Origin of the sequence: Hymenobacter amundsenii (assembly GCF_002204745.1) — a bacterium.
In the GTDB taxonomy this organism is placed as follows: domain Bacteria; phylum Bacteroidota; class Bacteroidia; order Cytophagales; family Hymenobacteraceae; genus Hymenobacter; species Hymenobacter amundsenii.
In genome coordinates this window covers 1-16,705 of record NZ_NIRR01000010.1, presented here as the reverse complement: position 1 = coordinate 16,705, position 16,705 = coordinate 1, and the positions used below count along the sequence as shown (strand labels likewise).

The window sequence follows — 16,705 nt, the reverse complement described above, 5'->3', positions numbered from 1 at the left end:
GTTAAATGACTTGACTTATGGAATATAAGCAAATTATTATCTAACTAAAAGTCAGACTACTAATTGCTGATACAGCTGCGCCAGCGTGGCAGCGGGTTCGGCCGTGAGGCCGGGGTGGATGGCCGAGGTCTGGACGATGGTGCTGCGGGTGGCCGTGAGCCAGCGGAAGCGGGAGGCCACCGCCAGCTGCCCGATGGGCCCGCCTTCGCGCCGGCCCCCGCAGATGCGCTCGAAGGCCCGGAGCCGGGCCCGTAGGTCATCGAAATCGAGTTCGGCTTTGCTGAAGGCGCGTAACCGGTCTTCGGGCAAATGGCAGCGGGTTTCGAGGAAACCCTGGGCGGCGCAGTAGAGAATCACACCTACGTTCAGAAATTCTTCGCGCTCCACGCGGGGCACCACGCGCAGCACGGCGTACTCAAACAAGTGCATGGCGGGCGGTTTCGGCTTCGGCAACGAAGGTGGCGGAATCGGCCAGGCGGGCCAACAGGAACTGCACGTACTGGGCCCGCTGCTCGGCGGGCGTCTGGTCGGGCTCCTGAAGCCAGTCGTCGGGCACTAGGGCCACTACGGCCTCGATAACGGCGGGCGTAAGGCGGGCGTGGCCCAGGGCGTCGGCGGCGGCCAGCTCAGTGGCCTGGGGCAGCAGCACGTGGTCTTTGAGCTGCGGAAATGGGCGGGGCTTGGGAGCCGCCCAGCCGGCCCCGGCGTGGTGCACGTACAGGGCCGCGCCGTGGTCGATGAGCCACAGCTCGCGGTGCCACATGAGCAGGTTGGTGTTGCGGGCGGTGCGGTCTACGTTCAGCGTCAGGCAATCGAGCCACACGATGAGCGAGGCCAGCCGGGGCTCCACATCGAGCAGCAGCGGGTCGAAGGTGCTGGCCCCCGACAGGAAGTGCAGGGCCAGGTTGAGGCCGGTGCTGAAGCGCAGCAAGTCCTGGATTTCCTCGTCGGGCTCGGTGCGGCCGAAGGCTTCGTTCAGGTTGATGAACACCAGCTCGGGCATCCGCAACCCCAGCTGCCGGGCCAGCTCGCCCACAATCAGCTCAGCAATCAGGGCCTTGAGGCCCTGGCCCGCGCCCCGGAATTTCACCACGTACATAAACCCATCATCGGCCTCCACCAGGGCAGGCAGCGAGCCGCCCTCGCGGAGCGGAATCACGTAGCGCGTCATCTCAACGGTACGCAGGGAAAGGTCGGGCATAGGAAAGGCTGGAAGGGAAAGCCGATGGATTTAAGGTGCAAGAACATCATTCAGCGCGCAGCGAAGAATGATGGAATCTGTGTAGAACGATGGAAGAACGTCATGCTGAGCGAAGGCGGAGCCGCAGCTGAAGCATCTCTACCGCTTCGTAGCAGGCGACAGGATTAGTATTGCGGTAGAGATGCTTCGACTCGCCGCTCGCCTCGCTCAGCATGACGTTCTTCTGACGCTCTACACAGCTTCATGTTCTCCTATCTGTTTTACTATTACTAGCCGGCTTTATTCCGCCGTTTTCAGCAGCTGCTGCTGTAGCACCCGCCCTTTCACTTCGGCCTGGAGCCAGTAGCTACCGGCGGCCCAGCCCGCAGTAGAGAGTTGCAGGCTGCCATCGGGGAGACGGCGGGGGCTAACGGGCACGACGCGGCCGGCCGCGTCGGTTACCCGCAGGCGGCGCGCTTCCAACGGCCCGAGGGTGGAGCGCAACGTCACGGCATCGCGCACCGGATTCGGCACCACCAGGAATTCGGCCGAGTTGGCCCGTTCGCGGGCCGTGGCCGTTACTAAGCCGCCGAGCTGGTAGCGGCGCAGAAAGCGCCACACCACCTTGCTGGCATCAATGTCGCGGTTCGTGATGCCGATGTTGATTGGGGCACCGGGCCAGGTGTGGCCGCCCCCAATGATGCGGTAATGCTCGACCACGCTGCCGTTGCGGCCGCCGCTGAATACCTGCCGTTCGACCATGCTGCCGTCGTTGGGGTCGAGGTCGGGCAGTTGGGTGATGACGGGCGTGGGGTTGCAGCCGTTGCGCTGGGCCCAGGCCGCTACCAGGTCGGGAATGGGCACGAATACGCCATTGCCGGCGTAGGGTACCGTGCCATCGGCCGTGCCGTGGATTTCCAGCACCGGCACTGCCCGGGTGGGCGCGCAGGCAGCCACGTGGCTGGCGGCCATGCTGCCCGTAATGGAGGCAATGGCAGCAATTCGATTGCTGAGCCGGCAGGCCAACTCGTAGCTCATGAAGCCGCCGTTGCTCATGCCGGTGCTGTACACGCGCTGGGCATTGATGCGGTATTTGGCACTGAGCGAGTCGATAAGGGCGCTCAGGAACCCCACATCGTCGGGGCCGCCGAGGGCATAAGGCAGGAAGGTATTCCAGTAGCGGTTGTTGCTGCCGTCGATAGTCCCGTTGGGGTGCACAACCAGGAAGTTGGCCGTATCGGCAATGGCGCGGAAGTCGCCGTACTGCTCCTGCTCGGTTGCGTTAGAGCCGTAGCCGTGCAAATTCAGCAGCAGCGGTACGGCCTGGGCACCGGCCATGTAAGCCCTAGGGATGTAGAGGCGGTAGTCGCGCACCACGCCCCCAAAGCGGATGGAGCCGGTAACGGTTTGCTGGGCCCGGGCGGGGCCAACCAGCAGCAGCAGACTGGTAATAAAGAGTAGCGTGCGAAGCATAGCCATCCGCAAATTGAGTAGTGGAAAGATGGTGGAGTGCCGACGAGAAGTGGGCCGCCCCCTTTTAAGACGAAGAAACTCGCGGTATGTTTAGCCGTTCATACTGTTCAGCGTTCCGCAGCGGCCCGCCCCGGCTGCCGCTTCCCTCCTTCACCGAGTTACTCTTTTGCTTATGCCGCGCATCGTCACGCTCACGCTCAATCCTTCGGTCGATAAAAGCACCACCGCCAACCATATCATCCCCGACCAGAAGCTGCGCTGCGAGAAGCCTAAATTTGAGCCCGGCGGGGGCGGCATCAACGTGTCGAGGGCGTTGCGGCGGCTGCGTACCGATTCGGTGGCCGTGTTTCCGGTGGGCGGCCCCAGCGGCCTGCTGCTGCGCCAGCTCCTGAGCCAGGAGGAAATCGAGCAACGCCCCATCGAAACCGAAGGCTGGACCCGCGAGAACTTCATCGTGGTAGACGCCTCCACCGGCCAGCAGTACCGCTTCGGGATGCCCGGGGCAGCGTTGCGGCCCGAGGAGCAGCAGCAGGTCATCAATGCCCTGCTGGAGCTGGGAGAGCGGCCCGATTTTCTGGTTATCAGCGGCAGTCTGCCCCCCGGCGTCGAGCCCGAGCTACTGGTGAAAATTGCCCGCGCCGCCCGCGAAATGGGCGTTAAAGTGGTGGTCGATACCTCGGGGCCGGCGTTGCTGGCGCTGCTCGAAGCGGGCGTGTACCTGGCCAAACCCAACGTGGGCGAACTAAGCAAAATGGCTGGCGTGGAGGAGCTCGACAGCGAAGCCATTGCCGGGGCCGCCCACCAACTGGTGGCTGACGGCAAGTGCGAAATTGTGGTGGTATCCATGGGCCCCCAGGGCGCCTGCGTGGTATCGGCCGAGGGGGCCGACTACGTGCCCGCGCCCTCCGTGAAAAAACGCAGCACCGTTGGCGCCGGCGACAGCATGGTAGCCGGCCTGGTATACGCGCTATCCGAAGGCCGCACCTTGCGCGAAACGGCCCGCTTTGGCGTAGCCTGTGGCACCGCCGCCACCATGAACCCCGGCACCGAGCTGTTCAAAAAAGCCGATGTGGACAAGCTCTACCAATGGCTGCTGCAAACCATGCCGGCGCAGGTATAAGATACCCTGGCGCGTTCCCGCCCGCGCCACTAGGGCGTAACCAGCAGTCATCATCATCCCTCCCCCCTTCCGTTAGTGTATGGCCTCAGGTCTGGTAGCTCTTCTCGATGATATTTCCGCGCTGGTAAAAGTTAGTGCCGCCAGCCTGGATGGTGTGCCGGCGCAGGTGGCCAAAACCACCGGTAAAGTATCCGGCATCGTCATCGACGATACGGCCGTGACACCCAAGTACGTCGTCGGCCTCGACCCTGCCCGGGAGCTGTCCATCATTTACCAGATAGCCCGCAAGTCACTGTTCAACAAACTGGTGCTGCTGAGTCCGGCGGCGCTGGTGCTGGGCTATTTCGCTCCCTGGGCCATCACGCCCATTCTTATGCTGGGCGGAGCATACCTGTGCTTCGAGGGCTACGAGAAAGTCCACGAGCTGTTCAGCTCGCCCGCCGACGGTCCTGCCAAAGTCGAGGATCTGCCCGTGATTACGCCCCAGGAGCTGGAACAGCAGCGCGTGGCCAGCGCCGTGCGCACCGATATCATCCTGTCGGCCGAAATTATGGCCATTGCCTACAGTGAGGTTTCCGGCCAGGCTATCGTCAACCAGATTGTGGTGATGGTGGCCGTGGCCGTATTTATCACCGTGGCCGTGTACGGGTTTGTGGCCCTCATCGTGAAGGCCGACGACGTGGGCCTCCACCTGGCCCAGGATGTGCACCACCCCACCACCCAGAAGCTAGGCCGCGGCATCGTGCGCTTCATGCCCCATTTTCTGCAGATTTTGAGTTACGTAGGCACGACGGCCATGCTCTGGGTGGGAGCCGAAATCATTGCCCACGGCATTCCGTTCACGGCTCATTTGCTGCACGAGCTGGAAGTGGCCCTGGCCCACCTGCCGGTGGTGGCCTGGCTGGCCAAAGCCCTGAGCTGCGCTATTGGCGGTTTGCTCATTGGGCTGGTAGTGGAGAAACTGGTGGGGCTAGTGAAGAAGCTACGCCCGCAACAGCAGTAAAACCACGCAACTGCCTCGGCCGCCGCCATCAACCCCGGCATCGAGCAGTTCCGCAAAGCCGACGTGGAGCGCCTCTGCCAATGGCGGCGGTAAACTATGCCTGCCATTAGGGCTTAGTAGTAAGGGCTTGAGCAGCCCGGTATACTGAGCTTGCCAACGTATCTTACCAATTCCATTAGCTCTTATTCATCCCAGATATATGAACAACTTTGCTAGGAAAAACCTGGGCTTTAGGTTGTTGCTACTAGTGCTACTCGGCGGGGGAGTTCTCCGGCCCGCGTTGGCTCAGCGAGCCGTACTGGCCAACTGCGTTCAGAGCCTGACCAAGGACTCTAGCGCGTTTTTTTTCAACGAGAAATACGAGCTATCCGAGGCTGGCTGCGCCGTTATCAAGCGGTTGGCCCGAATCGATACGACCGGCAACTTCGTTGGGGTGGTATCCGATTACCGCGTTTCCGATGGTAGCCTGCTGGCCCAACTTAGCTATCAGGACGGAGAGATGAATGGCCCTGTTACGCTGTATTATTCGGGCGGCCAAACCGCCGCGCAGGGGCAGATGCTACAAAACCAGCGCAGTGGCAACTGGCAATACTGGTATCCTAACGGCCAGCCTCATCAAACGCTGCTCTTCCTGCTGGACGAAAACAAGTTTCGGACCATTGCTTACTGGGACTCTACTGGAGTGCAGCGAGTGGTAAACGGCACCGGCCAATGGCGTACTCGCACCGAACAGGGTCTGCTAGCCGTTGGCCCCGTTCGCCAGGGCCTTATGGATGGCACCTGGAAAGCCTACTTTCTGCAGAGCAAGGAATTGGCCACTACCGAGGAATTCGAGGCCGGCATATTCCGCCACGGTCATCTGGCCCAGGCACAGGCCAGTGGGTCCGACTACCGGGTTTCTTCCCGGCTGCCGCTCGAAGATCCGGCTCCTTTTCTGCGAGCCCAGTTCTTACTTTTGGGCCTTAACTGCGTCGAAAGCCGCCAACGAAGCCAGTTTGAGCTGTTGAAGACCGTGTTCCGGCTGCCAAGCGTTACTATTGGCTCCCGCCGGTGGGCCGACCGCCTCGCTCAGCGCCTCACCCGTTACCGCGAATCGTCGTGGTATGCTACGCTGCCCCCCATCGCAACCGTCCGCTGCAACATAGATGCCAGGGGTCGTTATCTTGATTTCTCCTCCAATACGCCGGCCCTGCGCGAAGTGGTGCGCAGGCTGGTAGCCGGTTTACCGGTCTGGCAGCCGGCCAGCTACGAGAACATTCCGGTTGTCAGCTACATTGATATCAGCCTGGATTCGAAAACCGGCCACGTCCGGGTCCTGCCTGCTGCCCGCCTCACCACCGACCTGCTTCCTAATCCTCAACCTACTATCTGGCTCAAATAACGGCTGAACTCAGCCCGAATCCCTGAGACGTCACGCACCTTTAATTTCCCCCTACTATGCCCTCCCCGCCCCAAAAACCCGAACTACCGGCCTGGGTGTTTCTGGCACTGCGCTTTGGCTCGGTGGCACTGGTAGCGGCCGTGGCGTACTTCGTGGTGCGCTGCCAGTAACTCGCCCCTATGCCGCTGATTGACAAAATTGCCTGGCTCCACCTGCACGAAGGCCGCGTATTGAGCACCCGCAGCCGGGGCAAAGACCGCTACTACCTGCCCGGCGGCAAACGCGAAACCGGCGAAACCAACGCCCAAACGCTTATCCGCGAAATCCGGGAGGAGCTGACCGTAACCCTGGACCCGGCCAGCCTGCAACCGCGCGGCGTGTTCACGGCCCCCGCCCACGGCCACGCCCCCGACGTGCTGGTCCAGATGACGCTCTACGCCGCCACCTACACCGGCACGCTGCAGCCCGCCGCCGAAATCGAGGAAGTGGTCTGGCTCACCTACCGCCACCGCCCCCAGGTATCGGCCGTCGACCAGCTGATTTTCGACTGGCTGCACGAGCGGGGCGAACTGCTGGCCTAACTGCCCGGGTAAGCGGCCGGCCATCGCCCGCCCCGCCCGCTGCCCCGGCTGCTCCCGCCGCTGAGAGAAATGGGAGCTTCTGCGTAACTTAGCTTCCTATGGAACTCGAAGTGAAACTCAAATTCCCAACGGAAAAGGCTGCTGCCATTTTGGAGTGGCTGCGAAGCCTGCCGTATGGTGCTGCTGAACTGCAAAGCCGCCATACCTATGCGCCATCGGAGCCGGTTGCAATGGCTAGCAACCCGGAAGATGCCGCAGAACGCGAACGGGTATTCTATTCCTTATTTGGCGCGTGGAAATCGGAAGAGACGGGGGACGAACTAAACCGCATGCTCCAGGAAGCCCGTCACACCGAACAGCGCGATATTGAGCTATGAGCCCACGCTATCTGCTCGATACCAACATTTGCATTCATTACCTGAAAGGCGAGTTCGGTATCGCAACGCGGGTGAGGATGATCGGATTGGAGAATTGCTTTCTTTCAGAAATCACCGTGGCGGAGCTGCTGTTTGGCGTGGCCAATAGCGCCCCGGCGTGGCAAACGAAGCGGCAGCTTGACGTGGCCGCCCTGCGCCACAGCTTTGCCGAGCGCGTTTTATCCATCAGTCCCGCGCTGGAAACATTCGCCGAAGTGAAAACCCATCTGCGCCGTCTCGGCCGGGCAGTGGATAGTTTCGATTTGCTGATTGGCAGCACGGCACTCGTGCACAACCTAACGTTGGTGACGCACAACACTCGGCACTTTACCGATATGCCGAATATTGCCTTGCAGGACTGGGTTGCCGAGCAGCAGGCCGCCGACGAATCAGTCAACGCAAAGTAACCGCCGCCCCGCCCGCTGCCCCCGCCGCTGGCATGATACCACTGCTTCTGCCATACGGACACATCACCTACCGCTTAAGAAACTACAGACTCTGCGTAGCTTGATTTAACTTTAATTTGACTAAAAAGAAAACGTAATGGATTGGTTTAAAAATCAAGGCAAGCAACAGAGTAGCACTTCTTATTTCACTACCCAAAACTTTTTTATTGGTTCTCCAGAAGCGGAATCGACTGAAAACTCTCAAATAAATCTTTTCGATGTTTTTGAAGATTTTTTGGGCATTTTTCCAAAACTAGCATATGAAAAATTTATAATAACTGGCAGGAAGGGCGCTGGAAAGTCTGCTATTGCTGAAAGTGTTTACATGAAGAAATCACATGATTTATTCTGTGATTTTATAAAAATCAGAGACTTTGATTCCCAACAATTAATGCAGGCAAAATTAGATGCAGATAGTGTTATTATTCATAAGCAATTATTCGAGTGGACTATTTTAGTTAAGTTGATTAATCTTCTACTAACTAATCAGGCTATTATTCATTCTAAAGAAGCTCATCTTCTGAAAAAGTTTATTGAAAAAAATTCAGGAAAAGTCGGATTGAATAGCTTTGAAATAACCGAAATAACAAATAGTTCTTCTGTTGAGATTGAGATAGAGCAACTTAAAAGATTTATTGCCAATAAGTTTAAGAAGGATGTAGGAATCAAGAGCAGTAAAGCTCCTTTCTATAAAGTTTTACCAACTTTACGCGAAACTGTTATTGCATTACTAAAAGAAGACAAGCCGAATGAAAATAACTATATGTTATTTTTTGATGATTTAGATATTAGCTTTAATAAAAACGACTCTAATAAAGTCGAAAATTTAATAAACTTAATTCGCTTATCAAAAGACTATAACATTGATATTTTTGGCAAAATGGGTCTAAATGTTAAGCTAATTATCTTGCTTCGCGATGATATAAAAAACACTATTGTTAATTACAATGCCGATACAGCTAAGCTCTTCTCAAGTTATGAAGTGCCTTTACTTTGGTATCAACAAAATGTTTATTTAGATGACGAAGACAAACTTCCTTTAAAGAAGCTAATTAATAAACGAATTAAGCTAAACTTAGATAATAATAAAATACCCATCAATTCTTACGGACCTTGGGAAACTTTAATAGATTACGATGTCAATTATAATAGTTCGTTCAAATATATTCTCGACTTTACTTTTCTAAAACCCAGAGATATAATACTTTTCTTCAAGCCATTAGAATACAATAACTATAGAATTCCCTTGAGAGAGTCTGACGTTAAAAAGCTTATCAAGTCTATGACGAATGACATTGTCATGGAATTAAAAAATGAGCTTTCTATAACTTATAATCCTACTCAAATCGAAGCTATTTTTGACATGCTTTCTAAAGTAGTTTTAAAAAATAGATTCTGTTTAGAGGACGTTGATTCAGTAGTTAAGGCAAATACTGATATTTTTTCAATGAGTTCTAAAGAATTGCTTACTAGCCTTTATGACTACTCTATCGTGGGAAACATCGACAACTTGGATAGACTATTTTTTAAATATCGTAGTAACCCAGATGATCCATCCAAAGTTAATTTAGCTTACGATTTTATACTGCATAAATCTTTGATGAATTACTTTATTAATAGGTACTAGTAATATATTTAGAGCATTAGATAATTTATAACATTCTGCTTTTTTGTCATTATATTCCATTTTAATTCAATCTTTCCCCGCCAAAAAGTCCGGAAAACCACCCTCGCACCCCATTTGCTAGTCCCTGCGTAGAGCTTCCTACCCGGAAGCCACTACTTAGAGACTCGCATCATGGACTTTAAAAACTTCACCATCAAGGCGCAGGAGGCTGTGCAGAAGGCCACCGAAATTGCTGGGGCCAACCAGCAGCAGGCCGTCGAAACGGGCCATTTGCTGAAGGGGCTCTTCCAGAGCGACGAAAGCGTCTTCTCGTTTCTGGCCAATAAGCTGGGCGCCAACCTCAACATCCTCACGCCCCGCCTCGATGCCCTAGTGGCCGCTTACCCCAAGGTGAGCGGCGGCTCGCCCTACTTCGCCAACGAGGCCGCCGCCGCCGTGCAGCGCGCCACCGCCGCCATGAAGGACATGGGCGACGAGTTCGTGTCCGTCGAGCACCTGCTGCTGGGCATCCTCGGCGGTAAGGATGCCGTGGCCACCCTGCTCAAAGACACCGGCTTCAACGACAAGGACCTTAAGGCCGCCATTCAGGAGCTGCGAGGCGGGCGCAAAGTCACGAGCCAGAGCGCCGAAGACCAGTACCAGAGCCTGAACCGCTACGCCGTGAACCTCAACGAGCAGGTGCGGCGCGGCAAGATGGACCCCGTGATTGGCCGCGACGAGGAAATCCGCCGCGTGCTGCAAATCCTCTCGCGCCGCACCAAAAACAACCCCGTGCTGCTGGGCGAGCCCGGCGTGGGCAAAACCGCCATCGTGGAGGGCCTGGCCCAGCGCATCGTGGCCGGCGACGTGCCCGAAAACCTACGCGACAAAGTCATCATGAGCCTCGACATGGGCCTGCTAGTGGCAGGGGCCAAGTACAAGGGCGAGTTCGAGGAGCGCCTCAAGGCTGTCATCAAGGAAGTGACCGACTCCGACGGCCAGATTGTGCTCTTCATTGATGAGATGCACACCCTCATCGGGGCCGGCGGCGGGGGCGAGGGCGCCATGGATGCCGCCAACCTGCTCAAGCCCGCTTTGGCGCGCGGCGAGCTGCACGCCATCGGGGCTACCACGCTCAAGGAATACCAGAAGTACATCGAGAAGGACAAGGCCCTGGAGCGCCGTTTCCAGGCCGTAATGGTGGACGAGCCGACCATTGAAGACGCCATCAGCATCATGCGCGGCATCAAGGAGAAGTACGAGCTCCACCATGGCGTGCGCATCACCGACGATGCCGTCATTGCCGCCGTCGAGCTGAGCTCGCGCTACATCACCGACCGGTTCCTGCCCGACAAGGCCATCGACCTCATGGACGAGGCGGCCGCCAAGCTGCGCATCGAACTCAACTCCATGCCCGTGGAGCTGGATGAGATTCAGCGCCGCATCATGCAGCTGGAAATTGAGCGCGAGGCCATTCGCCGCGAGGAAAACCACGACCGCGAGGCCGTGCTCAACAAGGACATTGCCGACCTTTCGTCGCGCCGCGACGAGCTGAAGGCCCAGTGGGAAAACGAGAAAGCGGCCCTCACCGGCATCCAGACCGAGAAAGAGAACATTGAGCGCTTCAAGCTGGAAGCCGACCAGGCCGAACGCCAGGGCGACTACGGCCGCGTGGCCGAGCTGCGCTACGGCAAAATTCAGGAAGCCGAAGCCCGCCTCAAGGAGCTCCAGGCCCAGGCCGAAGCCGACAAGGGCAAGGAAGGCGGCTCGATGCTCCAGGAAGTAGTCACGAGCGAGGACATTGCCGAGGTGGTGGCCAAGTGGACCGGCATTCCGGTGAACAAGATGCTGCAGTCGGACCGCGAGAAGCTGCTGAGCCTCGAAGCCGAGCTGGGCAAGCGCGTAGCCGGCCAGAGCGAGGCCATTGCCGCCATCAGCGACGCCGTGCGCCGCTCCCGGGCCGGCCTCCAGGACCCCAAGCGGCCCATCGGGTCGTTCATTTTCCTGGGCACCACCGGCGTGGGTAAAACCGAGCTGGCCAAGGCCCTGGCCGAGTACCTGTTCAACGATGAAAACGCCATGGTGCGCATCGACATGAGCGAGTTTCAGGAGCGCCACGCCGTATCGCGCCTCATCGGGGCGCCTCCCGGCTACGTGGGCTACGACGAAGGTGGCCAGCTCACGGAGGCCGTGCGCCGCAAGCCCTACTCGGTGGTGCTGCTCGACGAAATCGAAAAGGCCCACCCCGATGTGTTCAACATTCTGCTCCAAGTGCTCGACGACGGCCGCCTCACCGACAACAAGGGCCGGGTGGCGAACTTCAAGAACACCATCATCATTATGACCTCGAACACGGGGGCCGACATCATTCAGCACAATTTCAAGGAGCTGAATGAGTACAACCACGACGAAGTGGTGGACCGTACCCGCAACGAAGTGGTAGAGCGCCTCAAGCAGCACATGCGACCCGAGTTCCTGAACCGCATCGACGAAATCGTGATGTTCCAGCCGCTCAAGCGCAAGGAAATCCGCAAAATCGTGGACATCCAGTTCAAGCAGATTCAGCAGCGCCTCAACGAAGCCGGCATCCGCCTCGAAGCCACCGGCGAGGTCCTGGACTTCCTCGGCGAGCAGGGCTTCGACCCCACCTTCGGAGCCCGCCCGCTCAAGCGCGTTATCCAGCGCCTGGTGCTCAACGAGCTGAGCAAGGACATCCTCTCGGGCCGCGTGAGCAAGGACGCCGTAGTGGAAGCCGTGCTCGAAGACGGCGGCATCCGCTTCAACAACGTGGAGATGCCCGCTGTGTAGGTTTTAGGTTAGTTGGTAAATGGAAAGCCCCGCTGGCGTTGTGCCGGCGGGGCTTTTCTCTTTTAGCGCAACCTCCGCTGGTTAGTGCCGCAGTCATTCTTCCTTTTGGGCTGTTGTCCGTATAGCTGGCGCATTGCAAACCACTCCTTACCACCACTCCAATGGCTCACTTCCTGCCCATCAGTTTCCCCAACCGCTTGGCGCTGCCGAGTTTCCTGCGGCTGGCCACCTTGGCTCTCGGCCTGCTAACGGTATTACCCGGCTGCTCCGACGATGACGACATGGTAACGCCCCCAACCGCTGCCCCCGACCGCATCACGGTACCCCAGGCCGCTTTGCACCCCGAAGGCATTCAGTGGGACGCCGCCAACCAGCGGTTCGTGGTGAGTTCCCGCACGCAGGGCCGTATTGGTACCGTGAAGGACGACAGCACGTACACCGTGCTAGCTGACGACCCCCGCCTCGTTTCGACCATCGGCCTGAACCTCGACGCCGGCCGCAACCGTTTGCTGGCCGCCGTGTCGGATGGGGGGTTCAACCCCACGCGCAGCTCAGCCGCGACGTTGCGCAAGCTGGCCGCCTTGGCCATTTTCAATTCCAACACCGGCAGCCTGATGTCCTACGTCGACCTGGGGGCCCTGCGCCCGGGCGTCAACCACTTCGCCAACGACATTACCGTGGACGCCCAGGGCAATGCCTACATCACCGACAGCTTCGCGCCCATTATCTACAAGGTCGATTTGCAGGGTACGGCCTCCGTTTTCCTGGAAGATGCGCAGCTGAGCGGCGGCACCGGCTTTGGCCTGAACGGCATCGTATTCCACCCCGACGGCTACCTGATTGCTGCCAAGAGCAGCGACGGCAGCCTGTTTAAAATCCCGCTTACCAACCCCACAACGTTCAAGCGCATCACCATCACGCAGAGCCTGGTGGGCGCCGACGGCCTGCTGCTGCTCAACCCGCAAACCCTGCTGCTGGTGTCGGGCAGCCAGACCACCGTCTTCCGCCTGACCAGCACCGACGCCTGGGCCACGGCCACGGCCAATGGCACCTTCGCGACCGGCCCGGTAGGCCCCACCACCATCACGCGCCGCAACGAGGCCGATGCCTACGTGCTCTACCCCTACCAGGCTACCTCACCCCGCTTTGCCATCGTGAAGGCCAAGCTCTAAGCAACGGTCCTGTCACGCAGAACGCCCCGCTGGCAGTACGGCGGGGCGTTCTGCGTGACAGGACCGTTGCTTAGAGCTTGTTAGACACGCTCGATATGCGAGTCAGCTGTCTGGTTTATGCGGTGAACAAGCGGTACGGGTGATGTAGCGCGGCTTAGGTCGGGTGTATATCAATACTCAGCCGGCTTGAGGTTCACGGTTTCAGTAGGCGCGCAAGGAGACGTAGAAAATATAGGCGTTCAGGAGCATGAACAGAAACGACGGCAACGACAACCAGAGGCCGTCCTTTATTTTGAGGCGGACGCCAAAGCCCAGCAGCATCAGCAGGGCCAGTCCCCCGGAGGCAACGGACAGTATCAGCGGAACACGCAGGCCCACCAGCAGCCCAAGGCCACCGAGTATTTCCAGTACGGCGGTCAGCGGACCAAATTTCGCCAGTCCGTACCGCTTGAATTCGTCTTTGAGCTTTTGGGAGGTGAAGTAATTGATTCCGTAAAACAGAAACGAGAGGGCCGAAAGCCAGATCAAAACAGTCATCATTACACTTAACCGGTAATCAGGCCCGCATGAAAGGCTGCCACGAACAACGACAGCAGCAGTAGCAGCAGGGAAGGCACGTACTTATGCCAGGGGTTACGCACTTTGATATGCGCAAGCTGAGCGCACAGCATCAGAAAAGCCATCAGCAAGGCGGGAACCAGCACCAGCGCGGGATACCAGATACCGGCAACCAGCAGCGTGGCCAGTGCTATTTTGGCGGCTCCCACCATGTTGCGCACCAGGTCGGGTAAGCCGTACTGCTTGAACTCTTTAACAATGTTATCGAAGCGGAATACCCAGACTATCACGATGGAAAGCGCGATGATAAGCTGCGCGAGAGTAACTATCGTATGCATGGGCGATTGGTTTTAGGGCACTGGAAAACAGCCGGTTGCGTGGAAACTCTTCTTCTGGCCAGCAGGCTTAAACTTGCTACCGGCCTGGCGGCCAGCAACTTGGTGGGTTCTGGTTCCAGGGTGCGCCAGTTCTGGAATGGACAGCGCGCCGCAACAGACCCAAGAACGGTTGCTCCGCGCTTGTATCGGGTTTAGGCAATACTGTAGCTGGTAACCGTTGCTGGCGGGAACAAGTTTTTTGCGACCCGCATTTGCGGCTTCTGATAGTGCTTGCAAAGGCCTTCCGTAGCAGAACTCCTGCGCCCTTACCGAGTCGGCAGGGCCACCCGCGGCTGTTGCTGCTCCCGCTCCATTTGCTGGCGCAGGGCTTCGCGCAGGTAGGCCGCTTCGGCAAAATGACTGTCATTGAGCTGGCTGCGGTACCGGGCCGGAATTGGCTGGCCCTGGAAATAGGCCTTATCCACGGCTACCAGGTGGGCCTTGTTGAACTTGGTAGCGTGGGCAATAAAACCGACCACGGTACCGGCCAGCACGGCCCCACCCAGGGGAGGCGAAATAGCCTCGTCGGCCACGGTGGTCTGGCCATAGCGGTCGGTGGAGGAAATGGGCAGCGCCAGCATCGCTCCGGCAATAAAGGGCACGGTGAACAGCCAGCCGGCGTAGCGGCGCTTGCGAAACAGGCTCAGCAGGGCCCCCGTGGTATCGGCCTCGGCTGCCCGGGCCTGAAAGCGCGGCAGGTACCAGCCGTTGAACAGCAGCACCGCCCCCGAATCGGCGGCCGCGGGCGCGACGGCGGTGGCAACTGGGGTAATAGCCGATGGGGAAACCGCAGGCGTTTGGGCCGACGCGGTGCGGCCGGTGGTCAGCAAGGCCAACAGCAACAGCAGAGTAGAAAAACGCATGTTATTTAGCGGGCGGGGGTTACGGGAAACGGGGTGTACTCGATGATGGGCTGAGCGAAGAACCGGGGCTTGAGCTTGCGGCGCAGGCTGCGCGGCAAGCCTTGCCCGGCCCCGTAAGCAGTCATTACCTGCCCGAGGTTGCCGTTGCTATAATGGAGCAGCTTCCCCAGGCCGTAGCCCAGAAAAGGAAGTGTCACCAGCAGCACCGTGCCCGCCGCCGGGGCCTCCTCGTACACCGTGTAACCCGGACCACTGGTAATTTCCCGGCCGCCGCTGGTAGCCAGTCGTCCCCCAGCCAGGGCACCGCCCACCATCCAGCTAATGCCGCCCGCCTGCCGCTTGCTATACAGGTTGATGATGGCCTGGGCCGTATCGTTGTGCAGAAACTGGCTGCGCAACTGCTGCTTGAACGTTTCGGACGGCAGATTGACGGGGGCCTGGGCCCGCAGGGAGCCCACGGTAGTGAGCAAGAGCAAGGCACTTAGCCCGGCTAGTCGGAATAGCATAAAGCGAAGGGTATAGCAGAAAATCGGGTTCAAGATACCGGACTTTAGTGGAATACTTTACTGCGTTCAGCAGATAAATATAGCGGCCGGATCTTCTTCAAAATGCTTGCCCCTTACCCGAACTGGTTTTACTTATTACGAGCTACTCGTGTGGCGTCTTCCCTGATGCAGTGGTTGGTCAATATAGGTTCTCTTGAGCCTTGCTCATAGCTCATGGGCTGACCACGAATTCTTCGTTGAAAGACACTTGGCTACTTATTCTAAATTCTAACGAGGGCAGCTAGCCCTATTATAACCCAATTGACACATTCAAATATTATCAGCTCAATATTTATCATTTTCTCAATAACACATAGTTATATCACGATTAATAAGCAGCATATTTACCTTTTGATTGGCAGCAGGATATAACGGTTTTTTTGTAGCCTGTACCTCCATCCAGGATTTGTAACCTGGCCTGATCAGCAGCCCGGCCTCATCCTGATTACAGCACGTTTCTACAGGTCACGGCCTCTCACTAACACACTTTTCAGGCCCTGGCGGCTGTTTTTTTTCGATTACCACAAGTCGATTGACTTGCTGGCTCTTCTTCCCTTTCATAACTATATGCTAAAACCATTACTCCCGTTGTCGTCTTTGCCGACGACCACCCTGTGGCAGCAAACCCGTGGCTGGCGTCCGTTGCTGGCCGTTACTATGGCCTTGCTGCCAGCCCTGCCAATGCACGCTCAGCAGCGGCCCACGCTGGTACCGGCCACGCCGGTTTCCCGCACGAGTCCGCTGGCAGCAGGTCCGACGACCGTTCTTGCCCCCACCACTACCCGCATTAAGCCCACTGCTACTACGGTCCGGCGCAACGTACTGGGGGCAATTTCCTCCACCGCTACCGGCGGCAACTGGAGCGCCCCGGCTACCTGGGTGGGCGGCGTAGTACCTACCGCAGCCGACGATGTAACCATTGTAAGCGGCGCCACCGTGACCCTCGATGTAGCCGCCAGCGTGGCTTCGGTTACGGTATCAACCGGCGGCTCGCTGCTCAACTCGGCCACCGACAGCTACCAGTTGCAGGTAGCGGGCAGCGTAACCAACAACGGTACGCTCGACCTGAGTACTAGCTGTATAGTCCCAGAGAGAGATGGTGTATTTTCCGGGCTGGAATTTCGCACGAACTTATGGGACAAGTACTCCACGGCAGCGCCCGCACAACTTCGGCAA

Annotated in this window: 17 protein-coding genes; 10 read left to right on the top strand and 7 right to left on the bottom strand. The window is 57.8% G+C overall.

Annotated elements, in window-relative coordinates; translation table 11 throughout:
- Positions 1 to 51 precede the first annotated feature (51 nt).
- From CDA63_RS08115 to CDA63_RS08105, 3 genes are all read right to left on the bottom strand, one after another.
- Complete coding sequence (locus CDA63_RS08115; protein ID WP_088463952.1) at positions 52 to 429, bottom strand: DUF3037 domain-containing protein; 378 nt, start codon at positions 427 to 429, stop codon at positions 52 to 54.
- On the bottom strand, positions 416 to 1,201 hold the full coding sequence (locus CDA63_RS08110) for a HipA family kinase (RefSeq protein WP_088463951.1): 786 nt from the start codon (positions 1,199 to 1,201) through the stop codon (positions 416 to 418). The genes CDA63_RS08115 and CDA63_RS08110 overlap by 14 nt, the downstream gene beginning before the upstream one ends.
- Positions 1,202 to 1,480: 279 nt before the next feature.
- On the bottom strand, positions 1,481 to 2,653 hold the full coding sequence (locus CDA63_RS08105) for an extracellular catalytic domain type 1 short-chain-length polyhydroxyalkanoate depolymerase (RefSeq protein WP_165768239.1): 1,173 nt from the start codon (positions 2,651 to 2,653) through the stop codon (positions 1,481 to 1,483).
- A 172-nt stretch (positions 2,654 to 2,825) separates the two neighbouring features.
- On the opposite strand from CDA63_RS08105, the gene CDA63_RS08100 reads away from it, so the two are divergent.
- The 9 genes from CDA63_RS08100 to CDA63_RS08060 all read left to right on the top strand — a co-directional run bounded on the left by CDA63_RS08100 (position 2,826) and on the right by CDA63_RS08060 (position 13,186).
- Complete coding sequence (locus tag CDA63_RS08100) at positions 2,826 to 3,773, top strand: 1-phosphofructokinase family hexose kinase (RefSeq protein ID WP_088463949.1); 948 nt, start codon at positions 2,826 to 2,828, stop codon at positions 3,771 to 3,773.
- A 79-nt stretch (positions 3,774 to 3,852) separates the two neighbouring features.
- A complete protein-coding gene (locus CDA63_RS08095; RefSeq protein ID WP_088463948.1) occupies positions 3,853 to 4,776 on the top strand; it encodes a DUF808 domain-containing protein in 924 nt (307 codons plus the stop codon).
- A gap of 199 nt (positions 4,777 to 4,975) precedes the next feature.
- Positions 4,976 to 6,157, top strand: a complete 1,182-nt coding sequence (locus tag CDA63_RS08090) for a toxin-antitoxin system YwqK family antitoxin (protein ID WP_126546777.1) — start codon at positions 4,976 to 4,978, stop codon at positions 6,155 to 6,157.
- A gap of 179 nt (positions 6,158 to 6,336) precedes the next feature.
- Positions 6,337 to 6,738, top strand: a complete 402-nt coding sequence (locus CDA63_RS08085; RefSeq protein WP_088463946.1) for an NUDIX hydrolase — start codon at positions 6,337 to 6,339, stop codon at positions 6,736 to 6,738.
- A 98-nt stretch (positions 6,739 to 6,836) separates the two neighbouring features.
- The gene (locus tag CDA63_RS08080) at positions 6,837 to 7,115 is read left to right on the top strand and encodes a hypothetical protein (RefSeq protein WP_088463945.1); all 279 of its coding nucleotides are present in this window, start codon (positions 6,837 to 6,839) and stop codon (positions 7,113 to 7,115) included.
- On the top strand, positions 7,112 to 7,561 hold the full coding sequence (locus CDA63_RS08075; RefSeq protein WP_088463944.1) for a type II toxin-antitoxin system VapC family toxin: 450 nt from the start codon (positions 7,112 to 7,114) through the stop codon (positions 7,559 to 7,561). Before CDA63_RS08080 ends, CDA63_RS08075 begins: the two co-directional genes overlap by 4 nt.
- Before the next feature lie 136 nt (positions 7,562 to 7,697).
- The gene (locus CDA63_RS08070) at positions 7,698 to 9,227 is read left to right on the top strand and encodes a P-loop ATPase, Sll1717 family (RefSeq protein ID WP_088463943.1); all 1,530 of its coding nucleotides are present in this window, start codon (positions 7,698 to 7,700) and stop codon (positions 9,225 to 9,227) included.
- 171 nt (positions 9,228 to 9,398) lie between these two features.
- Positions 9,399 to 12,014: an ATP-dependent chaperone ClpB gene (gene clpB / locus CDA63_RS08065; protein ID WP_088463942.1), complete on the top strand. Its 2,616-nt coding sequence runs from the start codon at positions 9,399 to 9,401 to the stop codon at positions 12,012 to 12,014.
- 161 nt (positions 12,015 to 12,175) lie between these two features.
- On the top strand, positions 12,176 to 13,186 hold the full coding sequence (locus CDA63_RS08060) for an SMP-30/gluconolactonase/LRE family protein (protein WP_088463941.1): 1,011 nt from the start codon (positions 12,176 to 12,178) through the stop codon (positions 13,184 to 13,186).
- A gap of 201 nt (positions 13,187 to 13,387) precedes the next feature.
- Here CDA63_RS08060 and CDA63_RS08055 read toward each other — a convergent pair whose 3' ends face one another.
- The 4 genes from CDA63_RS08055 to CDA63_RS08040 form a co-directional block, all read right to left on the bottom strand.
- Complete coding sequence (locus tag CDA63_RS08055; RefSeq protein WP_088463940.1) at positions 13,388 to 13,726, bottom strand: DoxX family protein; 339 nt, start codon at positions 13,724 to 13,726, stop codon at positions 13,388 to 13,390.
- A gap of 5 nt (positions 13,727 to 13,731) precedes the next feature.
- Positions 13,732 to 14,082: a DoxX family protein gene (locus tag CDA63_RS08050; protein ID WP_088463939.1), complete on the bottom strand. Its 351-nt coding sequence runs from the start codon at positions 14,080 to 14,082 to the stop codon at positions 13,732 to 13,734.
- A 305-nt stretch (positions 14,083 to 14,387) separates the two neighbouring features.
- Positions 14,388 to 14,984, bottom strand: a complete 597-nt coding sequence (locus tag CDA63_RS08045) for a hypothetical protein (protein WP_088463938.1) — start codon at positions 14,982 to 14,984, stop codon at positions 14,388 to 14,390.
- Positions 14,985 to 14,989: 5 nt separating this feature from the next.
- Complete coding sequence (locus CDA63_RS08040; RefSeq protein ID WP_088463937.1) at positions 14,990 to 15,490, bottom strand: hypothetical protein; 501 nt, start codon at positions 15,488 to 15,490, stop codon at positions 14,990 to 14,992.
- 636 nt (positions 15,491 to 16,126) lie between these two features.
- Between CDA63_RS08040 and CDA63_RS08035 the strand changes: the two genes are divergently transcribed.
- Positions 16,127 to 16,705: G8 domain-containing protein (locus CDA63_RS08035; protein ID WP_165768238.1), on the top strand; the 579-nt coding region annotated here is incomplete at its 3' end.